Origin of the sequence: Streptomyces sp. SID1328 (genome assembly GCF_009865595.1) — a bacterium.
Classification (GTDB): domain Bacteria; phylum Actinomycetota; class Actinomycetes; order Streptomycetales; family Streptomycetaceae; genus Streptomyces; species Streptomyces griseoluteus.
The window spans coordinates 1-25,088 of record NZ_WWKH01000985.1; the positions used below are offsets into that span (position 1 = coordinate 1).

18 protein-coding genes are annotated in these 25,088 nt (G+C 71.5%); 10 read left to right on the forward strand and 8 right to left on the reverse strand.

All coding sequences use genetic code 11. The features are described from left to right. From treS to glgB, 3 genes are all read left to right on the forward strand, one after another. Nucleotides 1–1,524: maltose alpha-D-glucosyltransferase (gene treS, locus GT030_RS31565; protein WP_161199722.1), on the forward strand; the 1,524-nt coding region annotated here is incomplete at its 5' end. A gap of 94 nt (nt 1,525–1,618) precedes the next feature. After that, complete coding sequence (locus GT030_RS31570; protein WP_202459626.1) at nt 1,619–3,013, forward strand: phosphotransferase; 1,395 nt, start codon at nt 1,619–1,621, stop codon at nt 3,011–3,013. Nucleotides 3,014–3,045: 32 nt separating this feature from the next. Beyond that, nucleotides 3,046–5,409, forward strand: a complete 2,364-nt coding sequence (glgB, locus tag GT030_RS31575; protein ID WP_161199720.1) for a 1,4-alpha-glucan branching enzyme — start codon at nt 3,046–3,048, stop codon at nt 5,407–5,409. Between the two features lie 49 nt (nt 5,410–5,458). Here the strand turns inward: glgB and GT030_RS31580 are convergent, their stop codons facing one another. From GT030_RS31580 to GT030_RS31595, 4 genes are all read right to left on the reverse strand, one after another. After that, nucleotides 5,459–7,732, reverse strand: coding sequence for an AAA family ATPase (locus tag GT030_RS31580; RefSeq protein ID WP_202459624.1), 2,274 nt, complete (start codon nt 7,730–7,732; stop codon nt 5,459–5,461). Between the two features lie 122 nt (nt 7,733–7,854). Next, nucleotides 7,855–8,187, reverse strand: coding sequence for a thioredoxin domain-containing protein (locus GT030_RS31585; protein ID WP_161199719.1), 333 nt, complete (start codon nt 8,185–8,187; stop codon nt 7,855–7,857). After that, a complete protein-coding gene (locus GT030_RS31590; RefSeq protein ID WP_161199718.1) occupies nt 8,184–8,612 on the reverse strand; it encodes a MerR family transcriptional regulator in 429 nt (142 codons plus the stop codon). Before GT030_RS31590 ends, GT030_RS31585 begins: the two co-directional genes overlap by 4 nt. 98 nt (nt 8,613–8,710) lie before the next feature. Beyond that, a complete protein-coding gene (locus GT030_RS31595) occupies nt 8,711–10,390 on the reverse strand; it encodes an MFS transporter (protein ID WP_161199717.1) in 1,680 nt (559 codons plus the stop codon). 131 nt (nt 10,391–10,521) lie between these two features. Between GT030_RS31595 and GT030_RS31600 the strand changes: the two genes are divergently transcribed. Beyond that, on the forward strand, nt 10,522–11,136 hold the full coding sequence (locus GT030_RS31600; protein WP_202459623.1) for a TetR/AcrR family transcriptional regulator: 615 nt from the start codon (nt 10,522–10,524) through the stop codon (nt 11,134–11,136). A gap of 97 nt (nt 11,137–11,233) precedes the next feature. Here GT030_RS31600 and GT030_RS31605 read toward each other — a convergent pair whose 3' ends face one another. Beyond that, nucleotides 11,234–12,658 carry a cation:dicarboxylase symporter family transporter gene (locus GT030_RS31605; RefSeq protein WP_161199724.1) on the reverse strand — a complete coding sequence of 475 codons (1,425 nt, stop codon included), beginning with the start codon at nt 12,656–12,658 and terminating at the stop codon, nt 11,234–11,236. Nucleotides 12,659–12,780: 122 nt separating this feature from the next. Here GT030_RS31605 and GT030_RS31610 point away from each other — a divergent pair, with 122 nt between their 5' ends. The 3 genes from GT030_RS31610 to GT030_RS31620 all read left to right on the forward strand — a co-directional run bounded on the left by GT030_RS31610 (nt 12,781) and on the right by GT030_RS31620 (nt 16,959). Beyond that, the gene (locus GT030_RS31610; RefSeq protein ID WP_161199715.1) at nt 12,781–14,391 is read left to right on the forward strand and encodes a sensor histidine kinase; all 1,611 of its coding nucleotides are present in this window, start codon (nt 12,781–12,783) and stop codon (nt 14,389–14,391) included. After that, on the forward strand, nt 14,388–15,092 hold the full coding sequence (locus GT030_RS31615; RefSeq protein WP_161199714.1) for a response regulator: 705 nt from the start codon (nt 14,388–14,390) through the stop codon (nt 15,090–15,092). The genes GT030_RS31610 and GT030_RS31615 overlap by 4 nt, the downstream gene beginning before the upstream one ends. 85 nt (nt 15,093–15,177) lie before the next feature. After that, nucleotides 15,178–16,959 carry a TerD family protein gene (locus tag GT030_RS31620; RefSeq protein ID WP_161199713.1) on the forward strand — a complete coding sequence of 594 codons (1,782 nt, stop codon included), beginning with the start codon at nt 15,178–15,180 and terminating at the stop codon, nt 16,957–16,959. 27 nt (nt 16,960–16,986) lie between these two features. Here the strand turns inward: GT030_RS31620 and GT030_RS31625 are convergent, their stop codons facing one another. Beyond that, nucleotides 16,987–18,012: an ATP-dependent 6-phosphofructokinase gene (locus GT030_RS31625; protein ID WP_130332434.1), complete on the reverse strand. Its 1,026-nt coding sequence runs from the start codon at nt 18,010–18,012 to the stop codon at nt 16,987–16,989. Nucleotides 18,013–18,257: 245 nt separating this feature from the next. Here GT030_RS31625 and pta point away from each other — a divergent pair, with 245 nt between their 5' ends. The 3 genes from pta to pyk all read left to right on the forward strand — a co-directional run bounded on the left by pta (nt 18,258) and on the right by pyk (nt 23,092). Further along, entirely contained in the window at nt 18,258–20,348 is a 2,091-nt protein-coding gene (gene pta, locus GT030_RS31630; RefSeq protein ID WP_161199712.1) for a phosphate acetyltransferase, read from the forward strand. Then, on the forward strand, nt 20,345–21,553 hold the full coding sequence (locus GT030_RS31635) for an acetate kinase (RefSeq protein ID WP_161199711.1): 1,209 nt from the start codon (nt 20,345–20,347) through the stop codon (nt 21,551–21,553). The genes pta and GT030_RS31635 overlap by 4 nt, the downstream gene beginning before the upstream one ends. 108 nt (nt 21,554–21,661) lie before the next feature. Beyond that, nucleotides 21,662–23,092: a pyruvate kinase gene (pyk, locus tag GT030_RS31640; RefSeq protein ID WP_161199710.1), complete on the forward strand. Its 1,431-nt coding sequence runs from the start codon at nt 21,662–21,664 to the stop codon at nt 23,090–23,092. A gap of 92 nt (nt 23,093–23,184) precedes the next feature. Here pyk and GT030_RS31645 read toward each other — a convergent pair whose 3' ends face one another. Both GT030_RS31645 and GT030_RS31650 read right to left on the reverse strand, forming a co-directional pair. After that, complete coding sequence (locus GT030_RS31645) at nt 23,185–24,543, reverse strand: hypothetical protein (RefSeq protein WP_161204016.1); 1,359 nt, start codon at nt 24,541–24,543, stop codon at nt 23,185–23,187. Further along, nucleotides 24,533–25,060, reverse strand: coding sequence for a DUF6114 domain-containing protein (locus GT030_RS31650; protein ID WP_161204017.1), 528 nt, complete (start codon nt 25,058–25,060; stop codon nt 24,533–24,535). The genes GT030_RS31645 and GT030_RS31650 overlap by 11 nt, the downstream gene beginning before the upstream one ends. Nucleotides 25,061–25,088: the final 28 nt, after the last annotated feature.

Genomic DNA, 25,088 nt, shown 5'->3' on the forward strand with positions numbered 1-25,088 from the left:
TGGCTCGGCGTGGACTGCCTCTGGCTCCCGCCGTTCTTCAAGTCCCCGCTGCGTGACGGCGGTTACGACGTCTCCGACTACACCGCCGTGCTCCCCGAGTTCGGGGACCTCGCGGACTTCGTGGAGTTCGTCGACGCCGCGCACCAGCGGGGCATGCGGGTCATCATCGACTTCGTCATGAACCACACCAGTGACCAGCACCCGTGGTTCCAGGAGTCCCGCAACAACCCCGACGGACCGTACGGGGATTACTACGTCTGGGCCGACGACGACAAGCAGTTCCAGGACGCCCGGATCATCTTCGTCGACACCGAGGCGTCGAACTGGACCTACGACCCGGTGCGCAAGCAGTACTACTGGCACCGCTTCTTCTCGCACCAGCCGGACCTGAACTACGACAACCCGGCCGTGCAGGAGGAGATGATCTCGGCGCTGAAGTTCTGGCTGGACCTCGGCATCGACGGGTTCCGGCTGGACGCGGTGCCGTATCTCTACCAGCGCGAGGGCACCAACTGCGAGAACCTCCCCGAGACCCACGACTTCCTGAAGCGGGTCCGCAAGGAGGTCGACGAGCAGTACGCCGACAAGGTCGTGCTGGCGGAGGCCAACCAGTGGCCCGAGGACGTGGTCGACTACTTCGGCGACTACTCCACCGGCGGCGACGAATGCCACATGGCGTTCCACTTCCCGGTCATGCCCCGCATCTTCATGGCCGTCCGCCGCGAAAGTCGCTACCCGGTCTCCGAAATCCTCGCCAAGACCCCCGCCATCCCCACCAACTGCCAGTGGGGCATCTTCCTGCGCAACCACGACGAGCTGACCCTCGAAATGGTCACCGACGAGGAACGCGACTACATGTGGGCCGAATACGCCAAAGACCCGCGTATGCGCGCCAACATCGGCATCCGCCGCCGCCTCGCCCCCCTGCTCGACAACGACCGCAACCAGATCGAACTCTTCACCGCCCTCCTGCTCTCCCTGCCCGGCTCGCCGATCCTCTACTACGGCGACGAGATCGGCATGGGCGACAACATCTGGCTCGGCGACCGCGACGCCGTCCGCACCCCCATGCAGTGGACCCCCGACCGCAACGCGGGCTTCTCCTCCTGCGACCCCGGCCGCCTCTTCCTGCCCACGATCATGGACCCGGTCCACGGCTACCAGGTCACCAACGTCGAAGCCTCCATGTCCTCCCCGTCCAGCCTCCTGCACTGGACCCGCCGCATGATCGAGATCCGCAAGCAGAACCCCGCCTTCGGACTCGGGTCGTACACCGAGCTGGTCTCGTCCAACCCGGCGGTGCTCGCGTTCCTGCGGGAGTACGAGGACGACCTCGTGGTCTGCGTGCACAACTTCTCGCGGTTCGCACAGCCCACCGAGCTGGATCTGCGCCAGTTCACCGGGCGGCACCCGGTGGAGCTGTTCGGCGGGGTGCGCTTCCCGGCCGTCGGTGAGCTGCCGTACCTGCTGACGCTGGCCGGGCACGGCTTCTACTGGTTCCGGCTGCGCCAGGACGCCGCGTAGTTGCGATCGAGCGGGGCGGCCACCGGTTTCCGCCGCCCCGCTCGGGGCACCGTTCAGTAACACCCCGACGACCCGGGGAAAGGACGTGACGCCCATGGCGGAAACGGTCACCCCCTCCAGCACGTCAGGTACCACAGCCGAGCTGCTCGAATCGCTCGACCCCCTGCTGCGCGAATGGCTGCCCCGGCAGCGCTGGTTCGCCGGGAAGGGGCGCGCGGTCACCGGTTTCGACCTGGTGGCCGCCACCGAACTCCTGCCTCCCGAAGGAAGGCTGGGTCTCTATCACCTGCTCCTGCGCGTCCACCAGCCGCCGGTGCCGGGCGCTCCCCCGCAGCCCGGTGACTGCTACCAGTTGCTGATAGGCGTGCGCGAGGCGCTGCCACCCCGGCTGGCGCCCGCGCTGATCGGCCATGTCGTGGACGGCCCGCTCGACGGGCGCACGGTCTACGACGCCCTGTACGACCCCCGGCCCGCCGAGGTGCTGCTGGAGGCCCTGCGCACCGGCGCCCGCGTCGGCGCGCTGCGCTTCGAGCGGGACCCGGCACACGAGATCCGGGACCAGCTGGTGGCCCGGCTGATGACCGCCGAGCAGTCCAACTCCTCGGTGGTGTACGGCGATACGTTCATCCTCAAGCTGTTGCGCCGGGTCACCGCCGGCATCAACCCCGACCTGGAGCTGCCGCTCGCGCTGGCCCGTGAGGGCTGCGCGCGGGTGCCCGCGCCGGTGGCCTGGCTGCGCGCCGACCTGGACACCGAGCCGTACGTCCTCGCCGTGCTCCAGCCCTTCATGAACGGCGCGACCGACGGCTGGGAGCTGGCCCTGCGCGAACTGGCCAAGGGCGAGGACTTCACCCACGAGGCGCGGGCCCTCGGCCGGGCCACCGCCGAGGTGCACACCGCCCTCGCCCGCGCCCTGCCGACCGTCACCGTCGGCCATGCCCAACTGGAGCTGCTGGCAGGCGGGATGACCGAGCGGCTGGCGGCTGCCGTACAGGCGGTGCCCGCGCTGCGGCCGTACGAGACCGGGCTGCGCTCGGCGTTCGAGGCGCTGGCCCACCTGGCCCGCGAGGGGCAGACCTGGACCGCGCAGCGGGTGCACGGCGATCTGCACCTCGGACAGTGCCTGCGCTCGCCCGGCGACGGCTGGTCGCTGATCGACTTCGAGGGCGAGCCGTCCCGCCCGCTGGCCGAGCGGCGCATGCCGCAGCCCGCGGTGCGCGACATCGCGGGCATGCTGCGCTCCTTCGACTACGCGGCCCACTCGGCGAAAACCCCGGCGCACGACTGGGCGCACGCCTGCCGGGCCGCATACTGCACCGGGTACGCCGAGGTCACCGGCCGCGACCCCCGTACCGACCCGGTGATGCTGCGCGCGTACGAGACCGACAAGGCGATCTACGAGGTCGTCTACGAGGCCCGGCACCGGCCCGAGTGGCTGGCGGTCCCGATGTCGGCGGTGCGCCGCCTCGCCACGCCCGACCTGTCTTGAGCCCGACCCGACCCCGACCGGGAGACTCGTCCGTGACGTCCAAGAAGCCAGCCGGCCCGAAGAGCAAGTCCGGCAAGAAGCAGGCCAAGTCCTCGCAGGCGGCACCGGTGAAGCAGGTCCGGGCGAAACCCGGCAGGCAGGCGGACTCACCGGAGTACGCGCCCGCGATCCCGAAGGCGCGTACGCCGGAGGCGCCCGCGGTGCCTGCCGTGTCCCCGGCCCTGGACCCGGCCGACCGTGAGCGACTGCTCGCGGGCACGCATCACGACCCACACACCGTGCTGGGCGGGCACGCGGTGCCCGGCGGGGTGGCCGTCCGGGTGTTCCGGCCGTACGCCGAGGCGGTGACCGTCGTCTTCGAGGACGTGCGGGCCGATCTGCGCGACGACGGGGAGGGCTTCTTCTCCGGCCTGCTCCCGCTGGCCGAGGTCCCGGCCTACCGGCTGCTGGTGTCCTACGACGGCACGGTGCACGAGACCGAGGACCCGTACCGCTTCCTGCCCACGCTCGGCGAACTGGACCTGCATCTGCTGGGCGAGGGGCGGCACGAGGAGCTGTGGCAGGCGCTCGGGTCGCGGGTGCTGACCCAGCAGGGCGTGACCGGGACCCGGTTCGCGGTCTGGGCGCCGAACGCGCTCGGGGTGCGGGTCGCGGGCGGCTTCGACTTCTGGGACGCGACCGGCTTCCCGATGCGCTCGCTGGGCTCCACCGGGGTGTGGGAGCTGTTCGTGCCGGGGGTCGGAGAGGGCGAGCTGTACAAGTACGAGATCACCCGCCCGGACGGCTCGCGCACCCTGCGCGCGGACCCGATGGCCCGCCGTACGGAGGTGCCGCCGGCCACGTCCTCGGTCGTGGACGTCTCGCACCACGAGTGGGGCGACGCGGAGTGGATGGCCCACCGCGCGGACCGTCCGGTGCACGAGGCACCCTTCTCGGTGTACGAGGTGCACCTGCCGTCCTGGCGTCCGGGACTGACGTACCGCCAGCTCGCCGAGCAGCTTCCCGCGTACGTCGGCGACCTCGGCTTCACCCACGTCGAGCTGATGCCGGTGGCCGAGCATCCCTTCGGGGGCTCCTGGGGCTATCAGGTCACCGGGTTCTACGCCCCGACGGCCCGGCTCGGTACACCCGACGACTTCAAGTACCTGGTGGACAAGCTGCATCAGGCGGGCATCGGGGTGCTGATGGACTGGGTGCCCGCCCATTTCCCGCGCGACGAGTGGGCGCTGGCCGAGTTCGACGGGCGGCCGCTGTACGAGCACGGCGATCCCCTGCGCGCCGCCCATCCGGACTGGGGCACGCTGGAGTTCGACTTCGGGCGGCGCGAGGTGCGGAACTTCCTGGTGGCCAACGCGGTCTACTGGTGCGAGGAGTTCCACATCGACGGCCTCCGCGTGGACGCGGTCGCCTCGATGCTCTACCTCGACTACTCGCGCGAGGCGGGCCAGTGGACGCCGAACGAGTTCGGCGGGCGGGAGAACCTGGACGCGGTCGCCTTCCTCCAGGAGATGAACGCCACCGTCTACCGGCGCTGCCCCGGCGTGGTCACCATCGCCGAGGAGTCCACCGCCTGGGACGGTGTGACCCGGCCGACCCACCACAAGGGCCCGAGCGGCTTCGGCGGGCTGGGCTTCGGGCTGAAGTGGAACATGGGCTGGATGCACGACTCGCTGGCCTACATGAGCCACGAGCCGGTGCACCGCAAGTACCACCACCACGAGATGACCTTCTCGATGGTGTACGCGTACAGCGAGAACTACGTGCTGCCCATCTCCCACGACGAGGTCGTGCACGGCAAGCGGTCGCTGGTCTCCAAGATGCCGGGCGACTGGTGGCAGCAGCGCGCCGGCCTCAGGGCCTACCTGGCCTTCATGTGGTCCCACCCCGGCAAGCAACTCCTCTTCATGGGTCAGGAGTTCGCGCAGGGCGCCGAGTGGTCCGAGGCGCACGGCCCGGACTGGTGGCTGCTGGACCCGGCCTACGGCGCCGAGTCCGAGCACCGGGGCGTACGGGAGCTGGTGCGCGACCTGAACACCGCGTACCGGGCGACCCCGGCCCTGTGGGAGCGGGACACCGATCCGGCGGGGTTCGAGTGGATCGTGGGGGACGCGGCGGAGGACAACGTCTTCGCCTTCCTGCGCCGCGACGCCGAGGGCGGCCCGCTGCTGTGCGTCGCCAACCTCTCCCCGCTGGCCCGCCACGACTACCGCCTCGGCGTCCCCGACGACGTCCCCGCCTGGCACGAGACCCTCAACACCGACCTCGCCCGCTACGGCGGCGGGGATGTCGCCAACCAGGGCACGGTCAAGCCGGAACCCCAGCCCTGGCACGGCCGCCCGGCCAGCATCCGCCTGACGCTGCCGCCCTTGGCCACGGTGTGGCTGCGGCCGGCGTGAGACCGCGACCGTCCGGGGGTCCGTCGGCCGGCCCCCGGACGGAGCCCGGTCACCCCTGGAGCGCCGCCGGGACCTCGCCGGTGTGCAGCACGCCGAGGCGCTGGGTGGCACGGGTGAGAGCCACGTACAGGTCGCTGGTGCCGTAGGCGGCGGGGTCGACGACCAGCACCGAGTCGAATTCCAGGCCCTTGGACTGGCGGGGGTCGAGCAGGACCACGTTGCGGGTGAGGTCGGGCTCGGCGCCCGCCATGACGCCGTCCAGCGCGCCGGCGACGGTGGCGTGCAGGGCGCGCGGGGCGATGACCGCGAGCCGTCCCTCGGCCGGGGTCAGCTCGGCCACCGCCCGCGCGACCGCGCCGGGCAGGTCGCCGGAGGCGTCGCGCACCCAGGGGCGTACGCCGGTGGAGCGGACCGAGCTGGGCGGCTCGAAGTCCGGGTGCTCGGCGCGGACCACGGCGGCGGCCAGGTCCATGATCTCGGACGGGGTGCGGTAGTTGACGCCCAGCCGGGTGTGCTCCCAGCGGTCCTCGACGTACGGCTGCAGGATCTGCGACCAGGACCCGACCCCGGCCGCCTCGGCGGTCTGCACCGGGTCCCCGACCAGGGTCATCGAGCGGGTGGGGCTGCGCCGCATCAGCAGCCGCCACGCCATCGGGGACAGCTCCTGCGCCTCGTCCACGATGATGTGCCCGAACGCCCAGGTCCGGTCGGCGGCCGCGCGCTCGGCGGCGCTGCGGTGGTCGTCCTCCTCGTGCCGCTCGGCGAACCGCTCGGCGTCGATGATGTCGTGCGCCGAGAGCACCTCGGAGGACTCCGGGTCGTCCTCCTCCTTGTCGTCGAACTCGTAGGTGCGGGACGCGTACGACACGTCCAGCACACCCTGCGCGTACGCGATCTGCGTCTCCCGTTCCCGGTCGGCGCGGGCGCGGGCCGGCCGGTCGTCCTCGCCGAGGAGTTCGGCCGCCTCGTCCAGCAGGGGCACGTCCGCGACGGTCCAGGCGCGGGTGACGGGACGGCGTACCGCGTCGGCGTCCTCGGGCGAGAGGTGGCCGTCGGGCTCGGCGAGGAAGTCCGCGACCAGCCGGCGCGGGGTGATCCGGGGCCACAACTGGTCGATGGCGGCCCAGACTTCGGGGTTCTCGGCGAGCTCGTCGCGGATCTGGGTGATGTCGGAGGGGTCGAGCAGGCTGCTGCCGTCGTAGGGGTCGGTGCCCACGCGCTCGGCGTACAGGTCGGTGAGGGTGTTGAGGATGTGGCCCTCGAAGTGCTCGCGGGCCGCGTTGTGGGGCAGCTTGGCCGCCCGGGTGCGCTCGCGGGCGGTGGCGACCAGGCCCTCGTCGAGCATCAGCACCTCGCGGTCGTGCTCGATGGCGATCACCGGGTCCGGCAGCGCCTGCCGCTCGGCCACGACGGCGGCGAGCACGTCGGCCATCTCCGCACGGCCCTTGACCACGGCCGCCTCGGGGGTGTCGGTGGCGGTGGCCTTCACGCCGGGGAACAGCTCCCCGACCGTGGCCAGCAGGACGCCGGTCTCGCCGAGCGAGGGCAGTACCTCGCCGATGTAGCCGAGGAAGGCGGGGTTGGGGCCGACGATGAGCACCGCGCGGCGGGCGAGCAGCTCGCGGTGCTCGTAGAGCAGGTAGGCGGCGCGGTGCAGGGCGACCGCGGTCTTGCCGGTGCCGGGGCCGCCCTCGACCACCATCACGCCCCGGTGGGGTGCCCGGATGATGTCGTCCTGCTCGGCCTGGATGGTCTGCACGATGTCGTTCATGCGGCCGGTGCGGGCGGTGTTCAGCGCGGCGAGCAGGACGGCGTCGCCGGTGGGGTCCTCGTGGCCGGTGCGGGTGTCGTCGCCGAGGTCGAGGATCTCGTCGTGCAGCGCGGTGACGGTACGGCCCTCGCTGGTGATGTGCCGGCGGCGGCGCAGGCCCATCGGGGTGTGGCCGGTGGCCACGTAGAAGGGGCGGGCGACGTCGGCGCGCCAGTCGATGAGGACGGGGGTGCGCTCGGTGTCCTCGCGGCGCAGGCCGATACGGCCGATGTGGTGGGTGGTGCCGTCGGCGAGGTCGATCCGGCCGAAGCAGAGCGAGCCGTCCACGGAGTTCAGCGCGGCGAGCAGCCCGGAGCGCTCGGCGACCAGGATGTCCCGCTCCAGGCGTGCCTGCTGGGGCTTGTCGCCCTGCGCGAGGGCGTCCCTGACGCCGGTCTCGGCGTCGCCGCGCAGCTCGTCCACGCGCTCGTAGAGTCCGTCGATGAATTCCTGCTCGAACCGCAATTCATCGTCCGGAAATTCGGTGTTTGACAATTCCACTCCCGCCCGCATATACTGTGCTCATCAAGCTTCCACATGACCTCTCATAAAGAAGTCGTGAACGGTCCAATATACCGAAAGAAATCCCCCGGGCGCCCATGCCCGGGGGATTTCTTTGCTTGCGGCGTGCTTTGTCAGAGCAGGTCGGCCAGCTCCTCCAGCAGCTTGCGCCTGGGCCGGGCCCCGACCATGGAGCGCACCGGTTCACCGTCCTGGAAGACCAGGAGGGTGGGGGTTGAGAGCACCTGGTAGGCGATGGTGGTGCCGGGGTTGCGGTCCACGTCGAGCTGGACCACCTTCAGCCGGTCGCCCTCCGCGAAGGCGATGTCCTTCAGCACCGGCGCGAGCTGCCGGCAGGGCCCGCACCAGTCGGCGGTGAACTGCACCAGCACCGGGAGATCGGAGCCGAGCACCTCCGCCTCGAAATTCGCGTCCGTGACCTCGTCAAGACCGCTGATGACACTCATGCCTTTCGCCCTCCCAGCTCGCACACGGGTTCCGGGCCCCCCGGAACCAGCGCCTCGGCGGCCAGCCCGGCCCGCGCCTCCTCGGCCCGTCGCAGCTCCCCCGCGACCGTTTCCCGCACCGCCACCAGCTCGCCGATGAGCCCGTCCAGCTCATCCAGCTTCCGCCGGTACACGGCCTGCGACGCCGGACACGCGTCCCCCTCCGGGTGCCCGGCCCGCAGACACTCCACGAACGGCCGCGTCTCCTCCAGCTCGAACCCGAAGTCCCTGAGCGTCCGGATCTGCGTCAGCAGCACGAGATCCCGCTCGTCGTACCGCCGATGCCCATTGCCGTCCCGCCGCGCGGGCAACAGCCCCCGCGTCTCGTAGTACCGCAGCGCCCGCACGGTCGTCCCGGCGCGCTCGGCCAGCTCACCGATTCGCATGGCTTCGACGGTAGGGGGTGACGTGGGCGTCAGGGCAAGGCGGTCAGGCGGGGAAACGTGCCGCTCCGTCAAGCTCCGGAGCGGCACGTCGGCCGACGTCAGCCGGCGGCAACCTCTACGGGGGTTTCTTCCGACTTCTCGGCAACCTCCGCCGGAGGCACCGTCTCCCGCCCCGGCAGCAGCACCGCTACCACGACCGTCCCGATCCCCAGGATCACCGCCCCGATCAGGCTCGTATGCGCCACCGCGTCCGAGAACGACGACCCCACGGCCTCCGCCATCCGGTGCGCGCCCGTCGCCAGCGAGGACGCCTGCTGCTTGAGCTGGGCCGCCTGCTGCGGGTCCGTGGCCCCGGCCGCCTTCGCGGCGAGCGACTGGGCCTTCTCGCCGATGGCCTGCGCCACCGCATACCCCGCCCCCACGGAGTCCTGCGCCGTGGCGAGGGCCTGGGCCGGCAGGCCGGACCCCTTCGTCGCCGACGTCAGGTGGTCGTCGTACGAGGTCGCCAGCAGGGAGCCCAGGATCGCGATACCGAGCGAGCCGCCCAGTTCCAGCGACGTGTCGTTGACCGCGCCGCCCACGCCCAGTTCGGACTCCGGGAACGCGCCCATGATCGCGTCCGTACAGGGGGAGAGGGCGAGGCCGATGGCGAGGCCCAGGATCACCAGGGACGGGACGAAGTCGGCGTACGTCGAGCCCGCGTCGACGCGGGTCAGCAGGGCGAGCGCCACCGTGCCGGCGACCATGCCCGCGCCGACCGTCCAGCGCATGCCGACGCGGGGGGTGAGGTAGCCGGTGAGCGCGGAGCCGGCGAAGACCGCGCCGGCCAGGGGGAGCATGCGGACGCCGGTCTCCAGGGCGTCGTAGCCGAGGACGAACTGGAGGTGCTGGGTGAGGTAGTAGAACGCGCCGAACACGGCCAGGAAGAAGAGGGCGACCGCGAGGTTGGAGCCCGCGAAGCGGCGGTCGGCGAAGCGGCGCACGTCCAGCACCGGGCGCGGGTGGCGAAGCTCCCACAGGACGAAGGCGATCAGGCCGACGCCCGCGACGACCGCGGCGGTCACCGCCTTGACGCCCCACCCGAAGTGCGGCCCCTCGATGATCATGTACACCAGCGCGGCGATCCACAGCACGGACAGCAGCCCGCCGACGTAGTCGATGCGCTCGTGGTGACCGGCCTTGGACGGCGGTACGAGGACCAGCGCGCCGACGATCGCCACGGCGGCCACCGGCACGTTGATCAGGAAGGTCGAGGCCCAGCCGTGGTCCCGCAGCAGCGCGCCCGCGACGACCGGGCCGGCCGCGATGGCGAGGCCCGCGGTGGCGGTCCACAGGGTGATCGCCTTGACCCGCTCGGCGCGCGGGAAGGTCGCCGCGAGCAGCGAGAGCGTCGCGGGCATGATCAGCGCCGCGCCGACGCCCATGACCGCGCGGGCCGCGATGACGGTGGCGGACGAGTCCGCGAGGTTGCCGAACACCGCGCCGCCACCGAAGACGACGAGGCCGAGGATCAGCGCCCCGCGCCGGCTGTACTTGTCGCCGATCGCGCCCAGCAGCAGCATCAGCGCGGCATACGGGACGGTGTAGCCGTCGATGACCCACTGCAGGTCCGCGCTGGACAGCCCCAGGTCGCGGGTCATGTCGGGCGCGGCGACCGTGAGGGCGGTGTTGGCCATCACGATGATCAGCAGGCTGAGGCAGAGGACGAGCAGCGCCCACCAGCGCCGGGCGTACGGGCGCTCCATCCTCTCGACCGGTTCGTTCATGACGAGTCGCATGACAGCGGCTGACCTTCCTCGACATCAGGCACAACAGGTACTTGCACAGTGGCGTGCAATTGCACAACCATGTGCAATGTACGACCTTGCACAGTGCCGTGCAAGTCGAGAAGGTGTGCACAATGACTGCCATGACCACGGGTAACCCCAGCCGCGCCGACACCAACCGCCGCCGCATCCTCGACGTCGCCCTCGCCGAGCTGCTGCGCGACCCGGACGCCTCGATGGACCAGATCGCGCGCGCCGCCGGTGTCGTACGGCGCACGGTGTACGGGCACTTCCCCAGCCGGGAGGCGCTGATCGGCACGCTCGTCGACGACGCGGTGCGGGTGCTGACGGAGGCGAACCTGTGCGCCCGGGACGACGGCGCCGGGCCGGCCGACGCGGTGGCCCGTTCCGTGCTCGCGGTGTGGGAGATCGCCGACCGCTACCGCCTGCTGATCGCGCTGGCCCAGCGCACGGTCACCGTCCAGGGCATCCGCGACCGCCTCGCCCCCCTGCGCGAGGAGAAGACGCGGGTCCTCCAGCGCGGGCTGGACGAAGGGGTGTTCAGCTCACCGCTGCCGGCCGCCGCGCTGGCCTTCGTGCACGAGCAACTGCTCTTCGCGGTCATGGAGGCGGTGAACGAGGGGCTGCTCCCGGCCGAGGAGGCGGGCCACGCGGCGGCGGTCACCGCGCTCACGGCGGCGGGCGTACCGAGCGACACGGCGACGGAGTTGGTGGCCCGCGCGAGCGAGGCGGCATGAAAGACCGGCCGCCCGGCCCCGGTTCAGGCGGGGTCGGGCGGCCGGCGACAGAAGGCCCTTCAGGCGGGCCCCGGAAGACACCTCGGCCAGAGGCTCCTCATGCCTTGGCGAGTTCCTTCCCGCCCTCCCCCTCGGCCGGGGCCGAGGGCGTGGACGGCTCGTCCTCCCGCCCGTCGTCCAGCAACGTCGTCTCGTCGAACGGCAGCTCGCCCGCGAGCACCCGACGCACCCGCTCGGAGTCGATCTCCTTCGTCCACGTACCGATCAGCACCGTGGCGACGGAGTTGCCCGCGAAGTTGGTCAGCGCCCGCGCCTCGCTCATGAACCGGTCGATGCCGACCACCAGGCCGATCCCGTCCACCAGCGCCGGCTTGTGCGACTGGAGACCGCCCGCGAGCGTGGCGAGCCCGGCGCCGCTGACCCCCGCCGCGCCCTTGGACGCCAGCAGCAGGAAGAGCAGCAACGGGATCTGCTCACCGAGTGACATCGGCGTACCCAGCGCGTCCGCGATGTAGAGGGACGCCATGGTCATGTAGATCATGGTCCCGTCGAGGTTGAAGGAGTACCCGGTCGGCACGGTGATGCCCACGACCGCCTTGCTGACGCCGAGGTGCTCCAGCTTGGCGATGAGCCTCGGCAGCGCGGACTCCGAGGACGAGGTCGACAGGATCAGCAGGAACTCGCGGGCGAGGTACTTCAGCAGCAGGAAGATGTTCAGCCCGGAGACGATGCGCAGCAGCGCGCCCAGCACCACGAAGACGAACAGCACGCAGGTGAGGTAGAAGCCGAACATCAGCACGGCGAGGCTCTTGAGCGCGTCGATGCCGGACGAGCCGACTACGGCCGCGATCGCGCCGAACGCGCCGATGGGCGCGGCCCACATGACCATGGCCAGGATGCGGAAGACCAGCCGCTGGACGTGCTCGATGCCCCGCAGTACGGGCTGCCCGGCCGCCCCCAGCGCCTGCAGCGCGAAGCCCGTGAGCAGCGCGACCAGCAGGGTCTGGAGGACCTGGCCCTCGGTGAAGGCGGACACGAAGGTGACCGGGATGATCGAGAGCACGAAGTCCACCGGGGGCAGCGCGTCGGCGGACACCTGCGCGTGGCCGCTCTGGCGGAGCGCGGCGGTCAGGTGCAGGCCCTCGCCGGGGTGCAGCACGTTGCCGACGACCAGGCCGATGGTGAGCGCCACCAGCGACATCACGGTGAAGTAGCCGAGCGCGATGCCACCGACCGCGCCGACCTTCGCGGCCTTGCGTACGGAGCCGATCCCGAGCACGATCGTGCAGAAGATGACCGGCGAGATCATCATCTTGATCAGATTCACGAACCCGGTGCCGAGCGGCTTCAGCTCCACACCGGCGTCGGGCCAGATCAGGCCCACGGCGATGCCGAGCGCGACCGCCACGATGACGGCTATGTACAGGTAATGGGTACGGTCCCGCTTCACGGCGGGGGCGGCTGGTGCCGTACCGGGGGTGCTGGCGGCCACGACTGCTCTCCTTGACGTCTTCGTCGGCATGACCGGCGTGCGGCTCACGTCCGGGCGTTGCAGGGGATCGCGGAGACTATCTCCCGCCGTGTGAGGGCGGTCACCCTTCCGTTCATTTAGTTCATGCCCGAACGGACAGGCACACTGCTGGCATGCGTGCCCCCGCCCTCCCCCGACCCCGCAGCCTGGCGGGCCAGCTCTTCGCCATGCAGGCGGTGCTGGTCGCAGTGGTGGTGGCCGGGTACGCCCTGTTCACCTACGTCAGCGACCAGCGTCAGGCGCGGGACGCGGCGGAACGCCAGGTCACGGCGGTGGCCCGGTCCATCGCGGACGCGCCCTCGGTGCGGGCGGCGATCCGTACCCCGGACCCCTCCGCCGAGCTTGAGCCCTACGCGCTGCGGGTGATGCGGGACGCCGAGGTCGACTTCGTCACGATCATGGACCCGCAGGGCATCCGCTGGACCCATCCGTCGCGGGACGAGATAGGCCGGCGCTTCCTCGGCCGGACCGGGCCCGCCCTGCGGGGGCACACCTTCACCGAGACGTACACCGGCACGCTGGGCCCGTCCGTGCGCGCGGTGACTCCGGTGACGGACGGGGGCCGGGTGGTGGGGCTGGTCAGCGCCGGGATCAAGGTGGAGGCGATCAGCGCGCGGGTCCAGGACCAGGTGACGGCGCTGCTCGGGGTGGCGGGGGCGGCGCTGCTGCTGGGGGCAGTGGGTACGTACGTGATCAACGCGCGGCTGCGGCGGCACACCCACGGGATGAACGCGGCCGAGCTGAGCCGGATGCACGACTACCACCAGGCGGCGCTGCACGCGGTGCGCGAGGGGCTGCTGATGCTGGACGGGCGGTACCGGGTGGCGCTGATCAACGACGGCGGGCGCGAGCTGCTCGGGGTCGGCGGCCAGGTGGTCGGTCTGTCGGTCGCGGAGCTGGGGCTGCCGGGGCCGCTCACGGGGGCGCTGCTGTCCTCGGAGCCACGGGTCGACGAGGTGCACCTGACCGCGTCCCGCGTGCTGGTGGTCAACACCTCGCCGGTGTCCGGCGGGGAGCACCGGGGTACGGTCGTCACGCTCCGGGATGTGACCGAACTCCAGTCGCTGACGGGCGAGCTGGACTCCGAGCGCGGGTTCAGCCAGGCGTTGCGGTCGCAGGCGCACGAGGCGGCGAACCGGCTGCACACCGTGGTCTCCCTGATCGAGCTGGGGCGGGCGGAGGAGGCGGTGGAGTTCGCCACGGCCGAGCTGGAGCTGGCCCAGACGCTCACCGACCAGGTGGTCGCGGCGGTGGGCGAGCCGGTGCTGGCCGCGCTGCTGCTGGGCAAGACGGCGCAGGCGCACGAGCGGGGCGTGGAGCTGGTCGTCTCGCCCGAGAGCCGGCTCGACGACGGCGTACTCCCGCCGGACCTCGCGGTGCGCGACCTCGTCACCATCCTGGGCAACCTGATCGACAACGCGGTGGACGCGGCGCAGGGCAGCGCGCGGGCGCGGGTCACGGTGACGGCGTACGCGGCCGGCGAGGCGCTGCTGCTGCGCGTGGCCGACACCGGTCCCGGCGTCGACCCGGCCCACGCGGACCTCGTCTTCCGACGCGGCTTCACCACCAAGCCGGCCGGCCCCGGCGGGCGGGGCCTCGGTCTGGCACTGGCCCGCCAGACGGTCACCCGGCTCACGGGCACGCTGACGGTCACCGAGGCGGAGGGCGGGGGTGCGGCGTTCGAGGCCCGGCTGCCGCTCGGGCCGCCGGGAGGCGCCGTATGACCCCCGAGCAGCCACCCATCCGTGTCCTGGTGGTGGAGGACGATCCGGTGGCGGCGGACGCGCATGTCCTCTACGTCGGCCGGGTGCCGGGCTTCGTCGCCGTCGGCAAGGCGGGAACCGGCGCCGCCGCACGGCGCGTCCTGGACCGCACCCCGGTCGACCTCCTCCTGCTCGACCTGCACCTCCCCGACGTGCACGGCCTCCAGCTCGCCCGCTCCCTGCGCGCGGCGGGCCACCAGGCGGACGTCATCGCGGTCACCTCGGCCCGTGACCTGGCGGTGGTCCGCGAGGGTGTCTCGCTGGGCGTGGTCCAGTACGTCCTGAAGCCCTTCACCTTCGCCACCCTCCGCGACCGCCTGCTCCGCTACGCGGACTACCACGCGGCGGCAGGCGAGGCGAGCGGCCAGGACGAGGTGGACCAGGCGCTGGCCACCCTCCGCACCCCGGCCCCGCCCACGCTCCCCAAGGGGCTGAGCGCCCCCACCCTGCAACGAGTCACAGCGGCCCTGCGCGCCACCCCCACCGGCCTCACGGCAGCAGGCGTGGCCGAATCGGTGGGCATCTCCCGCATCACGGCCCGCCGCTACCTGGAGCATCTGGTGACCACGGCCAGAGCGACCAGGAGCCCCCAGTACGGCCAGGTGGGCCGCCCGGAACTGATCTACCGCTGGCTGTCCGAGGAGGAGGGCCGGGGACGTTGAAATGAGCCCCCTACGAGCCGCCTCCACAGGCCGCCAGACGTAGGAGAGTTGAAGGAATGGTGAAATCCGGATCATCCTTTCCGGTATGACCCTCGGAAACACCGCCATCACCACGCCCTTGCCCCCCGGTTACGCCCATGAGTGGGCGCTCGTGGACGTGGAGACCTCGGGGCTCGTCGCGCGGCGGGACCGCGTGCTGTCGGTCGCGGTCGTGACGATGGGCCCGGACGGCGCACGCACCGGCGAGTTCTCGACGCTGGTGGACCCCGGCTGCGATCCGGGGCCGGTCCACGTGCACGGGCTCACCCGCGAACGGCTCAGCGGTGCACCGGACTTCGCGCAGGTCGCCGAGGAGATAGCGGCCCTGCTACGGGGCCGGGTGATGGTTGCCCACAACGCGCAGTTCGACTACGGCTTCCTGGACCACGAGTTCTCGCGCGCCCGGCTATCCCTTCCGGTGTCGCGGCGACTGTGCACCCTGGCCCTCAATCGCCAGCTCGAACCACCCACACCAGACCTGAAGTTGAGCACCCTTGCCGCCCATTACGGCGTCCGGCAGACCTGGGCGCACGACGCCCTGGACGACACCCGCGTACTGGCCGGCATCTTCGGTGCCTCGCTGCGGGAGTCCGCCCGCCTCGGCCTGGCGCTGCCCCTGGTGGCCTGCCCGCCCCGGCAGAACTCGCGGTTCGCGCCCAGCCCGCCCAAGACACCGTGCGCGTACCGCAATCCGGGGCGTCTGACGGAGGGCGGGCCGCTGGTACAGGGCATGAAGGTTGCCATTACCGGAGAGACCGCCACGGCGCGGACCGAACTGATCGCCCGCTCGGTCGCGGCCGGGCTGAACGTGATGGGGTCCGTCAGCCGCCACACCAGCGTCCTGGTCACCGACGACCCGGCCGTCCGCTCCACCAAGGCCCGTCGCGCAGCCGCCGAGGGCGTACCGGTGATCGACGAAGCCGCCTTCCTGAGCCTCCTGGGCGACGTACGACCCGGCACGGCGCACCAGGAACCGGTCGTGCCCGCCCCACGGGCGCCGAAGCGGCCCGAACCCGTCGTCCGTACGCCCGACAAACCGCTGGCCGGACGGCGCGTGCTGATTCTCGGCGGCCCACACGCCGAGGCGGCGGCCGCCCGTACCCGCCTGGTGGAGCTGGGCGGTTCGGCCGCCGTCAACCTCAGCCGAGGCGTGACCGACGTCCTGCTCCTCGCCGACGGTGACCGGGACCGCCGCATGGCACGCGTCACCGAGCTGGGACTGCCCGTGCGGGACATCGGCTGGCTCGCGGGCACCGGGCTCCTGGACGCTCCCGGGCCCGCGGAGGAACCGTCGCACCCCGCCCCGCTGGTACTGCCGCGCGGCGGGGTCACCGACCTGCCGGACGCGACCCGGCCGTGGCACGTGACCGCGTCCTGGGCGCCACCGGCCGACTGCGAGGTCGATGTCGTCGCCTTCGTGCTCGACGAGGACGGCCAGGTCACCTTCGACGAGGACTTCGTCTTCTACGGCGCACCGGAGAACCCCGGCGGCACGGTGCGCCTGCTCGCCGACGGCCCGGCCGAACAGACGATCACCGTCGACCTGGCGGCGCTCCCGCCCGCGTTCCACCGGATCGTGGTGGCCGCCGCCGTGGACGGTGACCCGACCTTCGGCGAAATCGGCGCGGTCCAGGTGGCGACCGCACCGGGCGGTGGTGACGCCCCACTGGCACGTGCCACCCTCGACGCCGCCACCACGGAACGCACCTTGCTCCTGGCCGAGCTGTACCGCCGTGGTCCGGCCTGGCGCTTCCGCGCGATCGGCCAGGGCCACGACTTCAGTCTCGCGGAGCTGGCGCGCGGCTACGGGGTGGACATCGCGGACTGAGGAGCCCCGCTCCGGAAAGCGACCGGGCTAGAAGACCGACTCCGCCTCGTCCATGCGGGACACGGGGACCGTCTTCAGTTCGGTGACCGCCTCCGCCAGGGGGACCATCGCGATGTCGGTGCCGCGGAGGGCGGTCATGCCGCCGAATTCGCCCCGGTGGGCGGCTTCGACGGCGTGCCAGCCGAAGCGGGTGGCGAGGACGCGGTCGTAGGCGGTGGGGGTGCCGCCGCGCTGGATGTGGCCGAGGATGACCGGGCGGGCCTCCTTGCCGAGGCGGCGCTCGAGTTCGTAGGCGAGCGCGGTGCCGATGCCCTGGAAGCGCTCGTGGCCGAACTGGTCGATGTCGCCCTTGCCGTAGTCCATCGTGCCGTCGAGCGGGTGGGCACCCTCGGCGACGCAGACCACGGCGAACTTCTTGCCGCGCGCGAACCGCTCCTCGACCATCTTCACCAGGTCGGCCGGGTCGAAGGGCCGCTCGGGCAGGCAGATGCCGTGTGCGCCGGCGGCCATGCCGGACTCCAGCGCGATCCAGCCCGCGTGCCGGCCCATGACCTCGACGACCATGACCCGCTGGTGCGACTCGGCCGTGGTCTTCAGGCGGTCCATCGCCTCCGTGGCCACGCCCACCGCGGTGTCGAAGCCGAAGGTGCGGTCGGTGCCGGAGATGTCGTTGTCGATGGTCTTCGGCACACCGACGACCGGCAGCCCCGCGTCGGACAGCATCCGGGCCGCCGTCAGCGTGCCCTCGCCACCGATCGGGATCAGCGCGTCGATGCCGAACTCCTCGGCCATGTCGGTCGCCCGCTCGCAGGCCTCGCGCAGCCGGTCCCGCTCCAGGCGGGAGGAGCCGAGGATGGTGCCGCCGAGCGCCAGGATGCCGCTGACCGCGTCCAGGTCGAGGGTGCGGTAGTGGCTGTCCAGCAGCCCCCGGTAACCGTCCTCGAAGCCGATGACCTCGTCGCCGTAGTGCGCCACGGCGCGGTGCACGACCGACCGGATCACGGCGTTCAGGCCGGGGCAGTCGCCGCCTGCGGTGAGAACTCCGATGCGCATCGTGCTGTGTCTCCTGCTCGCTGTGGGTACCGGTGAGCCGCTCCGATTCTTTCACGGCCACCGAACGGCCGACGACCACCGCCCCCACCAGCATGTTCGGACCCCCACCGGGCTGACGGGCGCCTTATCCAGGCCCGCGGGTATTGTCAAGAGGGTTCCGCTCACCTCGGGTGGGCGATTTCTGTGCAGGCGTACGGCGGCGCCGGGAAGGCGGCCGCCGTACGAGCAAGGATCGGAGAGCACGCGTGACACGCAGCGTGTACGTGACCGGGATCGACCGGGGCGACGGCCGGCAGGTCGTCGACCTGGGCGTCATGGAACTGCTGACCCGGCAGGTCGACCGGGTCGGGGTGTTCCGCCCCCTCGTCCACGACGGCCCCGACCGCCTCTTCGAACTGCTGCGGTCCCGCTACCGCCTCCAGCAGGACCCCGCGACCGTGTACGGCATGGGCTACCAGGAGGCGTCCACGCTCCAGGCCGAGCGCGGCACCGACGAACTCGTCTCCACCCTGGTCGACCGCTTCCACCTGGTCGCCCGCGACTACGACGTGGTCCTCGTCCTCGGCACCGACTTCGCCGACACCCAGCTCCCCGACGAGCTGGCCCTCAACGCCCGCCTCGCCAACGAGTTCGGCGCGTCCGTGATCCCGGTGGTCGGCGCCCGCAAGCAGTCCGCCGAGTCGGTGCTCGCCGAGACCCGCAACGCCTACCGCGCCTACGCGGGCCTCGGCTGCGACGTCCTCGCCATGGTCGCCAACCGCGCCGCCCGAGAGGACCGCGACAAGATCGCCGACCGGCTCACCGACCGCATGCCGGTCCCCTGCTACGTCCTGCCCGACGAACCCGCCCTCTCCGCGCCGACCGTCTCGCAGATCGCGCACGCCCTCGGCGCCAAGGTGCTGCTGGGCGACGACTCCGGCCTGGCCCGCGACGCGCTGGACTTCGTCTTCGGCGGCGCCATGCTGCCCAACTTCCTCGCCGCCCTGACCCCCGGCTGCCTGGTCGTGACGCCGGGCGACCGCGCCGACCTGGTCGTCGGCTCGCTGGCCGCGCACAGCGCCGGCACCCCGCCCATCGCCGGTGTGCTGCTCACCCTGGACGAGGTGCCGAGCGAGGAGATCCTCACCCTGGCCGCCCGTCTCGCCCCCGGCACCCCGGTGCTCTCGGTGGCCGGCACCAGCTTCCCCACCGCCGGGCAGCTCTTCTCGCTGGAGGGCCGGATGACGGCCGCCACCCCGCGCAAGGCGGAGACCGCGCTCGGTCTGTTCGAGCGGTACGCGGACACCTCCGACCTGGCCCGCCGGGTCTCCGCGCCCAGCGGCGGCCGGGTCACCCCGATGATGTTCGAGCACAAGCTGCTGGAGCAGGCGCGCTCCGACAAGCGCCGGGTCGTGCTGCCCGAGGGCACCGAGGAGCGCGTCCTGCACGCGGCGGAGGTGCTGCTGCGGCGGGGCGTGTGCGACCTCACCCTGCTCGGCCCGGTGGACCAGATCCGCAAGAAGGCCGCCGACCTCGGGATCGACCTGGGCGACTGCCAGTTGATCGACCCGGCCACCTCCGAGCTGCGCGACTCCTTCGCCGAGAAGTACGCCGCCCTGCGCGCCCACAAGGGCGTCACGGTGGAGCTGGCCTACGACGTGGTCTCCGACGTGAACTACTTCGGCACCCTGATGGTGCAGGAGGGCCTGGCCGACGGCATGGTCTCCGGCTCGGTGCACTCCACCGCGGCCACCATCCGCCCGGCCTTCGAGATCATCAAGACCAAGCCGGACTCCGCGATCGTCTCCTCGGTCTTCTTCATGTGCCTGGCCGACAAGGTGCTGGTCTACGGCGACTGCGCGGTCAACCCCGACCCGAACGCCGAGCAGCTCGCGGACATCGCGGTGGAGTCGGCGGCGACGGCCGCGCAGTTCGGCGTGGAGCCGAGGATCGCCATGCTGTCGTACTCCACCGGCACCTCCGGCTCCGGCGCCGACGTGGACAAGGTGCGCGAGGCGACCGAGCTGGCCCGCGAGCAGCGGCCCGACCTGAAGATCGAGGGCCCGATCCAGTACGACGCGGCCGTGGACGCCGCCGTGGCCGCGACCAAGCTGCCCGGCTCGGAGGTGGCCGGCCAGGCCAGCGTGCTGATCTTCCCGGACCTCAACACGGGCAACAACACCTACAAGGCCGTCCAGCGCTCGGCCGGGGCGATCGCCGTGGGACCGGTCCTCCAGGGCCTGCGCAAGCCGGTCAACGACCTCTCGCGCGGCGCCCTGGTGCAGGACATCGTCACCACGGTCGCCATCACCGCGATCCAGGCGCAGGCGCCGACCGAAAGGGCTTCCCAGCAGTGACCCCCACCCGTGTACTCGTCCTCAACTCCGGCTCGTCCTCGCTGAAGTACCAGCTCCTGGACATGCGGGACAGCAGCCGTCTCGCGGTGGGCCTGGTGGAGCGGATCGGCGAGCAGACCTCCCGGCTGCGCCACACCCTGGTGGCCACCGGCGAGACCCGCGAGCACAGCGGGCCGATCGCCGACCACGAGACCGCGCTGAAGTCGGTCGCCGAGGAGCTGACCCGCGACGGCCTCGGCCTGGACTCGCCGGAGCTGGCCGCGATCGGGCACCGGGTGGTGCACGGCGGCATGTTCTTCACCGAGCCCACCGTCATCGACGACTCGGTACTCACCGAGATCGAGCGGCTGATCCCGGTCGCGCCGCTGCACAACCCGGCCAACCTGACCGGCATCCGTACCGCCACGGCGCTGCGCCCGGACCTGCCCCAGGTCGCCGTCTTCGACACCGCGTTCCACACCTCGATGCCGGAGTCCTCGGCGCGGTACGCGATCGACCCGAAGATCGCCGACCGGTACCGCATCCGCCGCTACGGCTTCCACGGCACCTCGCACGCCTATGTGTCACGGGAGACCGCGCGGCTGCTCGGCAAGGCGCCGGAGGAGGTGAACGTGATCGTGCTGCACCTCGGCAACGGCGCGTCCGCCTCGGCGGTGGAGCGCGGCCGGTGCGTGGACACCTCGATGGGGCTGACCCCGCTGGAGGGGCTGGTGATGGGTACCCGGTCCGGTGATCTGGACCCGGCGGTCATCTTCCATTTGGCCCGTGTCGGGGATATGTCCATGGACGAGATCGACACTCTCCTCAACAAGAGGAGCGGTCTGTTCGGTCTGTGCGGGGACAATGACATGCGGGAGATCCGGCGCCGCGTCGACGAGGGCGACGAAGCGGCGGCCCTCGCCTTCGACATTTACATTCATCGCATCAAGAAGTACATCGGCGCCTATTACGCCGTACTCGGGCAGGTGGACGCGGTGGCGTTCACGGCCGGCGTCGGGGAGAACGCGGCGGCCGTGCGTGCCGCGGCGGTCGCCGGCCTCGACGGCCTTGGCCTGGCGGTGGACGAGGAGCTGAACGCCGTACGGTCCGACGGGGCCCGGCTGATCTCGCCCGCGTCCGCGCGGGTGGCCGTCGCCGTGGTGCCGACCGACGAGGAACTGGAGATCGCGACGCAGACCTATGCGCTGGTCGGAAAGAAGAGCTGAGCATTACACCGCAGTAACACGCCTGAGCGCCTGTCCGCCCATTTGCATCGTCTGTATCTTCCGCCGGCCGGAATATTCCGCAGTGAAACAAACCGATAGGATCGCCTCATGCGCCGTTCGAAAATCGTCTGTACTCTCGGCCCCGCGGTCGACACCCACGACAGGCTCGTCGCCATGATCGAGGCGGGCATGAATGTGGCCCGGTTCAACTTCAGTCACGGCACCCACGCCGAGCACCAGGCGCGGTACGACCGCGTCCGGGCCGCCGCCAAGGAGACCGGGCGCGCCATCGGCGTCCTGGCCGACCTCCAGGGCCCGAAGATCCGGCTGGAGACCTTCGCCGAGGGTCCGGTGGAGCTGGAGCGCGGTGACGAGTTCATCATCACGACCGAGGACGTGCCGGGCGACAAGCACATCTGCGGTACGACGTACAAGGGCCTGCCCGGGGACGTCTCGCGCGGCGACCAGATCCTGATCAACGACGGCAACGTCGAGCTGAAGGTCGTGGACGTCGAGGGTGCGCGGGTCAAGACGATCGTCATCGAGGGCGGTGTCGTCTCCGACCACAAGGGCATCAACCTGCCCGGCGCGGCCGTCAACGTGCCCGCGCTGTCCGAGAAGGACGTCGAGGACCTCCGCTTCGCGCTGCGCATGGGCTGCGACATGGTCGCGCTGTCCTTCGTCCGCGACGCCAAGGACGTGCAGGACGTCCACAAGGTGATGGACGAGGAGGGCCGCCGGGTCCCGGTCATCGCCAAGGTGGAGAAGCCGCAGGCGGTCGAGAACATGGAGGACGTCGTGATGGCGTTCGACGGTGTGATGGTCGCCCGCGGTGACCTCGCCGTCGAGTACCCGCTCGAGAAGGTCCCCATGGTGCAGAAGCGCCTGATCGAGCTGTGCCGGCGCAACGCCAAGCCGGTGATCGTCGCGACCCAGATGATGGAGTCGATGATCACCAACTCCCGGCCGACCCGCGCCGAGGCTTCCGACGTGGCCAACGCGATCCTGGACGGCGCGGACGCGGTCATGCTGTCGGCCGAGTCCAGCGTGGGCGCGTACCCGGTGGAGACCGTCAAGACGATGTCGAAGATCGTCAAGGCGGCCGAGGAGGAGCTGCTCTCCAAGGGCCTCCAGCCGCTGGTGCCAGGCAAGAAGCCGCGTACGCAGGGTGGTTCGGTGGCCCGTGCGGCGGCCGAGATCGCCGACTTCCTCGGCGGCAAGGGCCTGATCGCGTTCACCAAGTCGGGTGACACCGCCCGCCGGCTCTCCCGCTACCGCGCGGCCCAGCCGATCCTGGCCTTCACCACGGACGAGGGCACCCGCAACCAGCTCACGCTGAGCTGGGGCGTGGAGTCGCACGTGGTGCCGTTCGTCAACACCACGGACGAGATGGTCGACATGGTCGACCAGGAACTGGCCAAGCTGGGCCGCTTCAACGACGGCGACACGGTCGTCATCACCGCGGGTTCGCCCCCCGGTGTCCCCGGCACCACCAACATGGTCCGCGTGCACCACGTCGGCGGCGGCGACCGCAACTGACGCACCCGGACAGGACCGTGGCCCGGTTCCCCTCGCTGAGGGGGACCGGGCCACGGTGTTGTGCGGCTCCCGAACGGGCTCGTGATGGTGCTTCAGTCGGCGTACTGGTGCAGCTTGGGGATGGTCAGCGTGCCGCCGAACTGGGCGGCCTGCTGGACGGTGACGTCGGTGAAGTAGATCAGCGGGATGTTCAGCGGCGGCGGGCTGTCCGGGCTGAAGGTGATCGGGATCAGACCGAACAGCTTGCCCGAGATGCTCTCGGTGTACATGGTGGTGTCGCCGCCGCGGATCGTGGACGTCGTGCCCTTGCCGGCCTGGACGTGGTACGTCTTGCCGGACGCCTTGTCCTTCACCGTCTGGTGCAGGTCGCCGATGTCGGTGCCGTCGGAGATGACGTACTTCAGCACCTTCTTGACCTTGCCGCTCGCGGTCCGTACCTGGACGACGCCCTGGTAGTCGGCGCCCTTGAGCAGCAGCGAGCTGGCGTTGAGGTACCAGGGGTCGTCGGCGAGGAGTTGCTTGTTGTCGATGCCGCCGACGTCGTCCGTGGCCTTCTCGCAGTCCTCGGCGGCGTCGGAGGCGCTCGCGGAGGGGCTGGGGCTGGAGCTGGAGCTGGAGCTGGCCGAGGTGCTCGGCGCGGGGGTCTCCTCGGCCTTCTCACCGGCCTTCGCCGAACTCTTGGCTCCCGGTGCGGGGGCGTCGGCCGTCTTCCCGGCCGGCTTCTCCTCGTCGCCCTTGGTGGGGGCCGGGGAGGAGGCGGAGGGCGCGGGGGTGCCGGAGGCGGACGGCGCGGGCTCGGTCGCGGAGGGCGTCGGAGTCGCCGACGGCGTGCCGGCCTGCTTGCCACCGGTCAGTACGTCCCCGAGGGCGTCCCCGATCGTCCCGAGCAGCCCGCCGTCGGTGCTCTTGGAACTCGCGGACGGCGCGGGGGTGCCGACGGCGGCGTCCTTCGTGGCCGGCGCCTGCGCGGACGGCGCGGCCGCGGGCTTCGAGGCGGACGAGGAGGAACCGGTGGCGGGGCTGCCGCCCTTGTCGTCATCGCCGGAACCTGAATCCGGCGAGGACGCCTTGCCGTCACCCGCGCCGGCCTTGCCCCCGGCGGAAGCCGAGGGGCTGGGGGTGGACGGGCCGGTGCTCTCACCTGCGGAGGGCGAGGGGCTCGCGGAGGTGCCGTCCACCTTGCCGCCCAGCGCCTCGACACAGTCCTTGTAGTCGGCCGCCTTCTGACTGTTGGAGGCCGGGGTGCCGCCGCCGCTGTCGGCGATGGCGAGGGTGGACGTGAAACCCATGCCCATCAGTACCGCCGTCGGCATCGCCACGGAGGCGATGGCCTTCCCGGCCGGCATGTGGAGCCGGGTGAACAGCAGCTTCTTGGGGGCCGCGTGGCGGGGCCCGGTTCTCGCACGGGACCCGTCCACATCGGGCCCGTGGGTCACCTCGTCAGCCGGCACTGTGCCTCCCGTTCGCCTCGTTGGCCGGGCTCGTTCCTGACAGGTCCATCGGCGTGCTCACCGGCTCCTCGCCGCGCGGGGCGGGGGCGCCGTACCGGCCGGACTCCTCCGCCTTCGCCGCCGGACCGGGCGACCAGGCGATGCCCAGGGCACCGCCCACCATGGAGAGGAGGAAGCCGATGACGAAGCCGCCGAAGTTGGACACGGGGATGGACACCAGCGCGAGCAGGATCGCCGCGACGCCCGCGAACACCCGTACATGCTTCTGGAACCAGAGGCTGATGCCCAGCACGATGAGCAGCACGCCGATGATCAGCGAACCGGCTCCGGCGGTGGTGGCCATCGCCACCGTCAGATGACCGATCTGCAGATGGGCGTACGGGAAGTACATGATCGGAAAGCCACCGAGCATGACGAACAGGCCGGCCCAGAAAGGACGGGCGCCCCGCCAGGCGCGGAACTGCAGCCTCCGGCGGGTGAACTGGCCGGGTGCGGCGGCAGGAGTCTCGGCGCTCATGGAAAACAGCTCCCTGGTGCGGCATTGC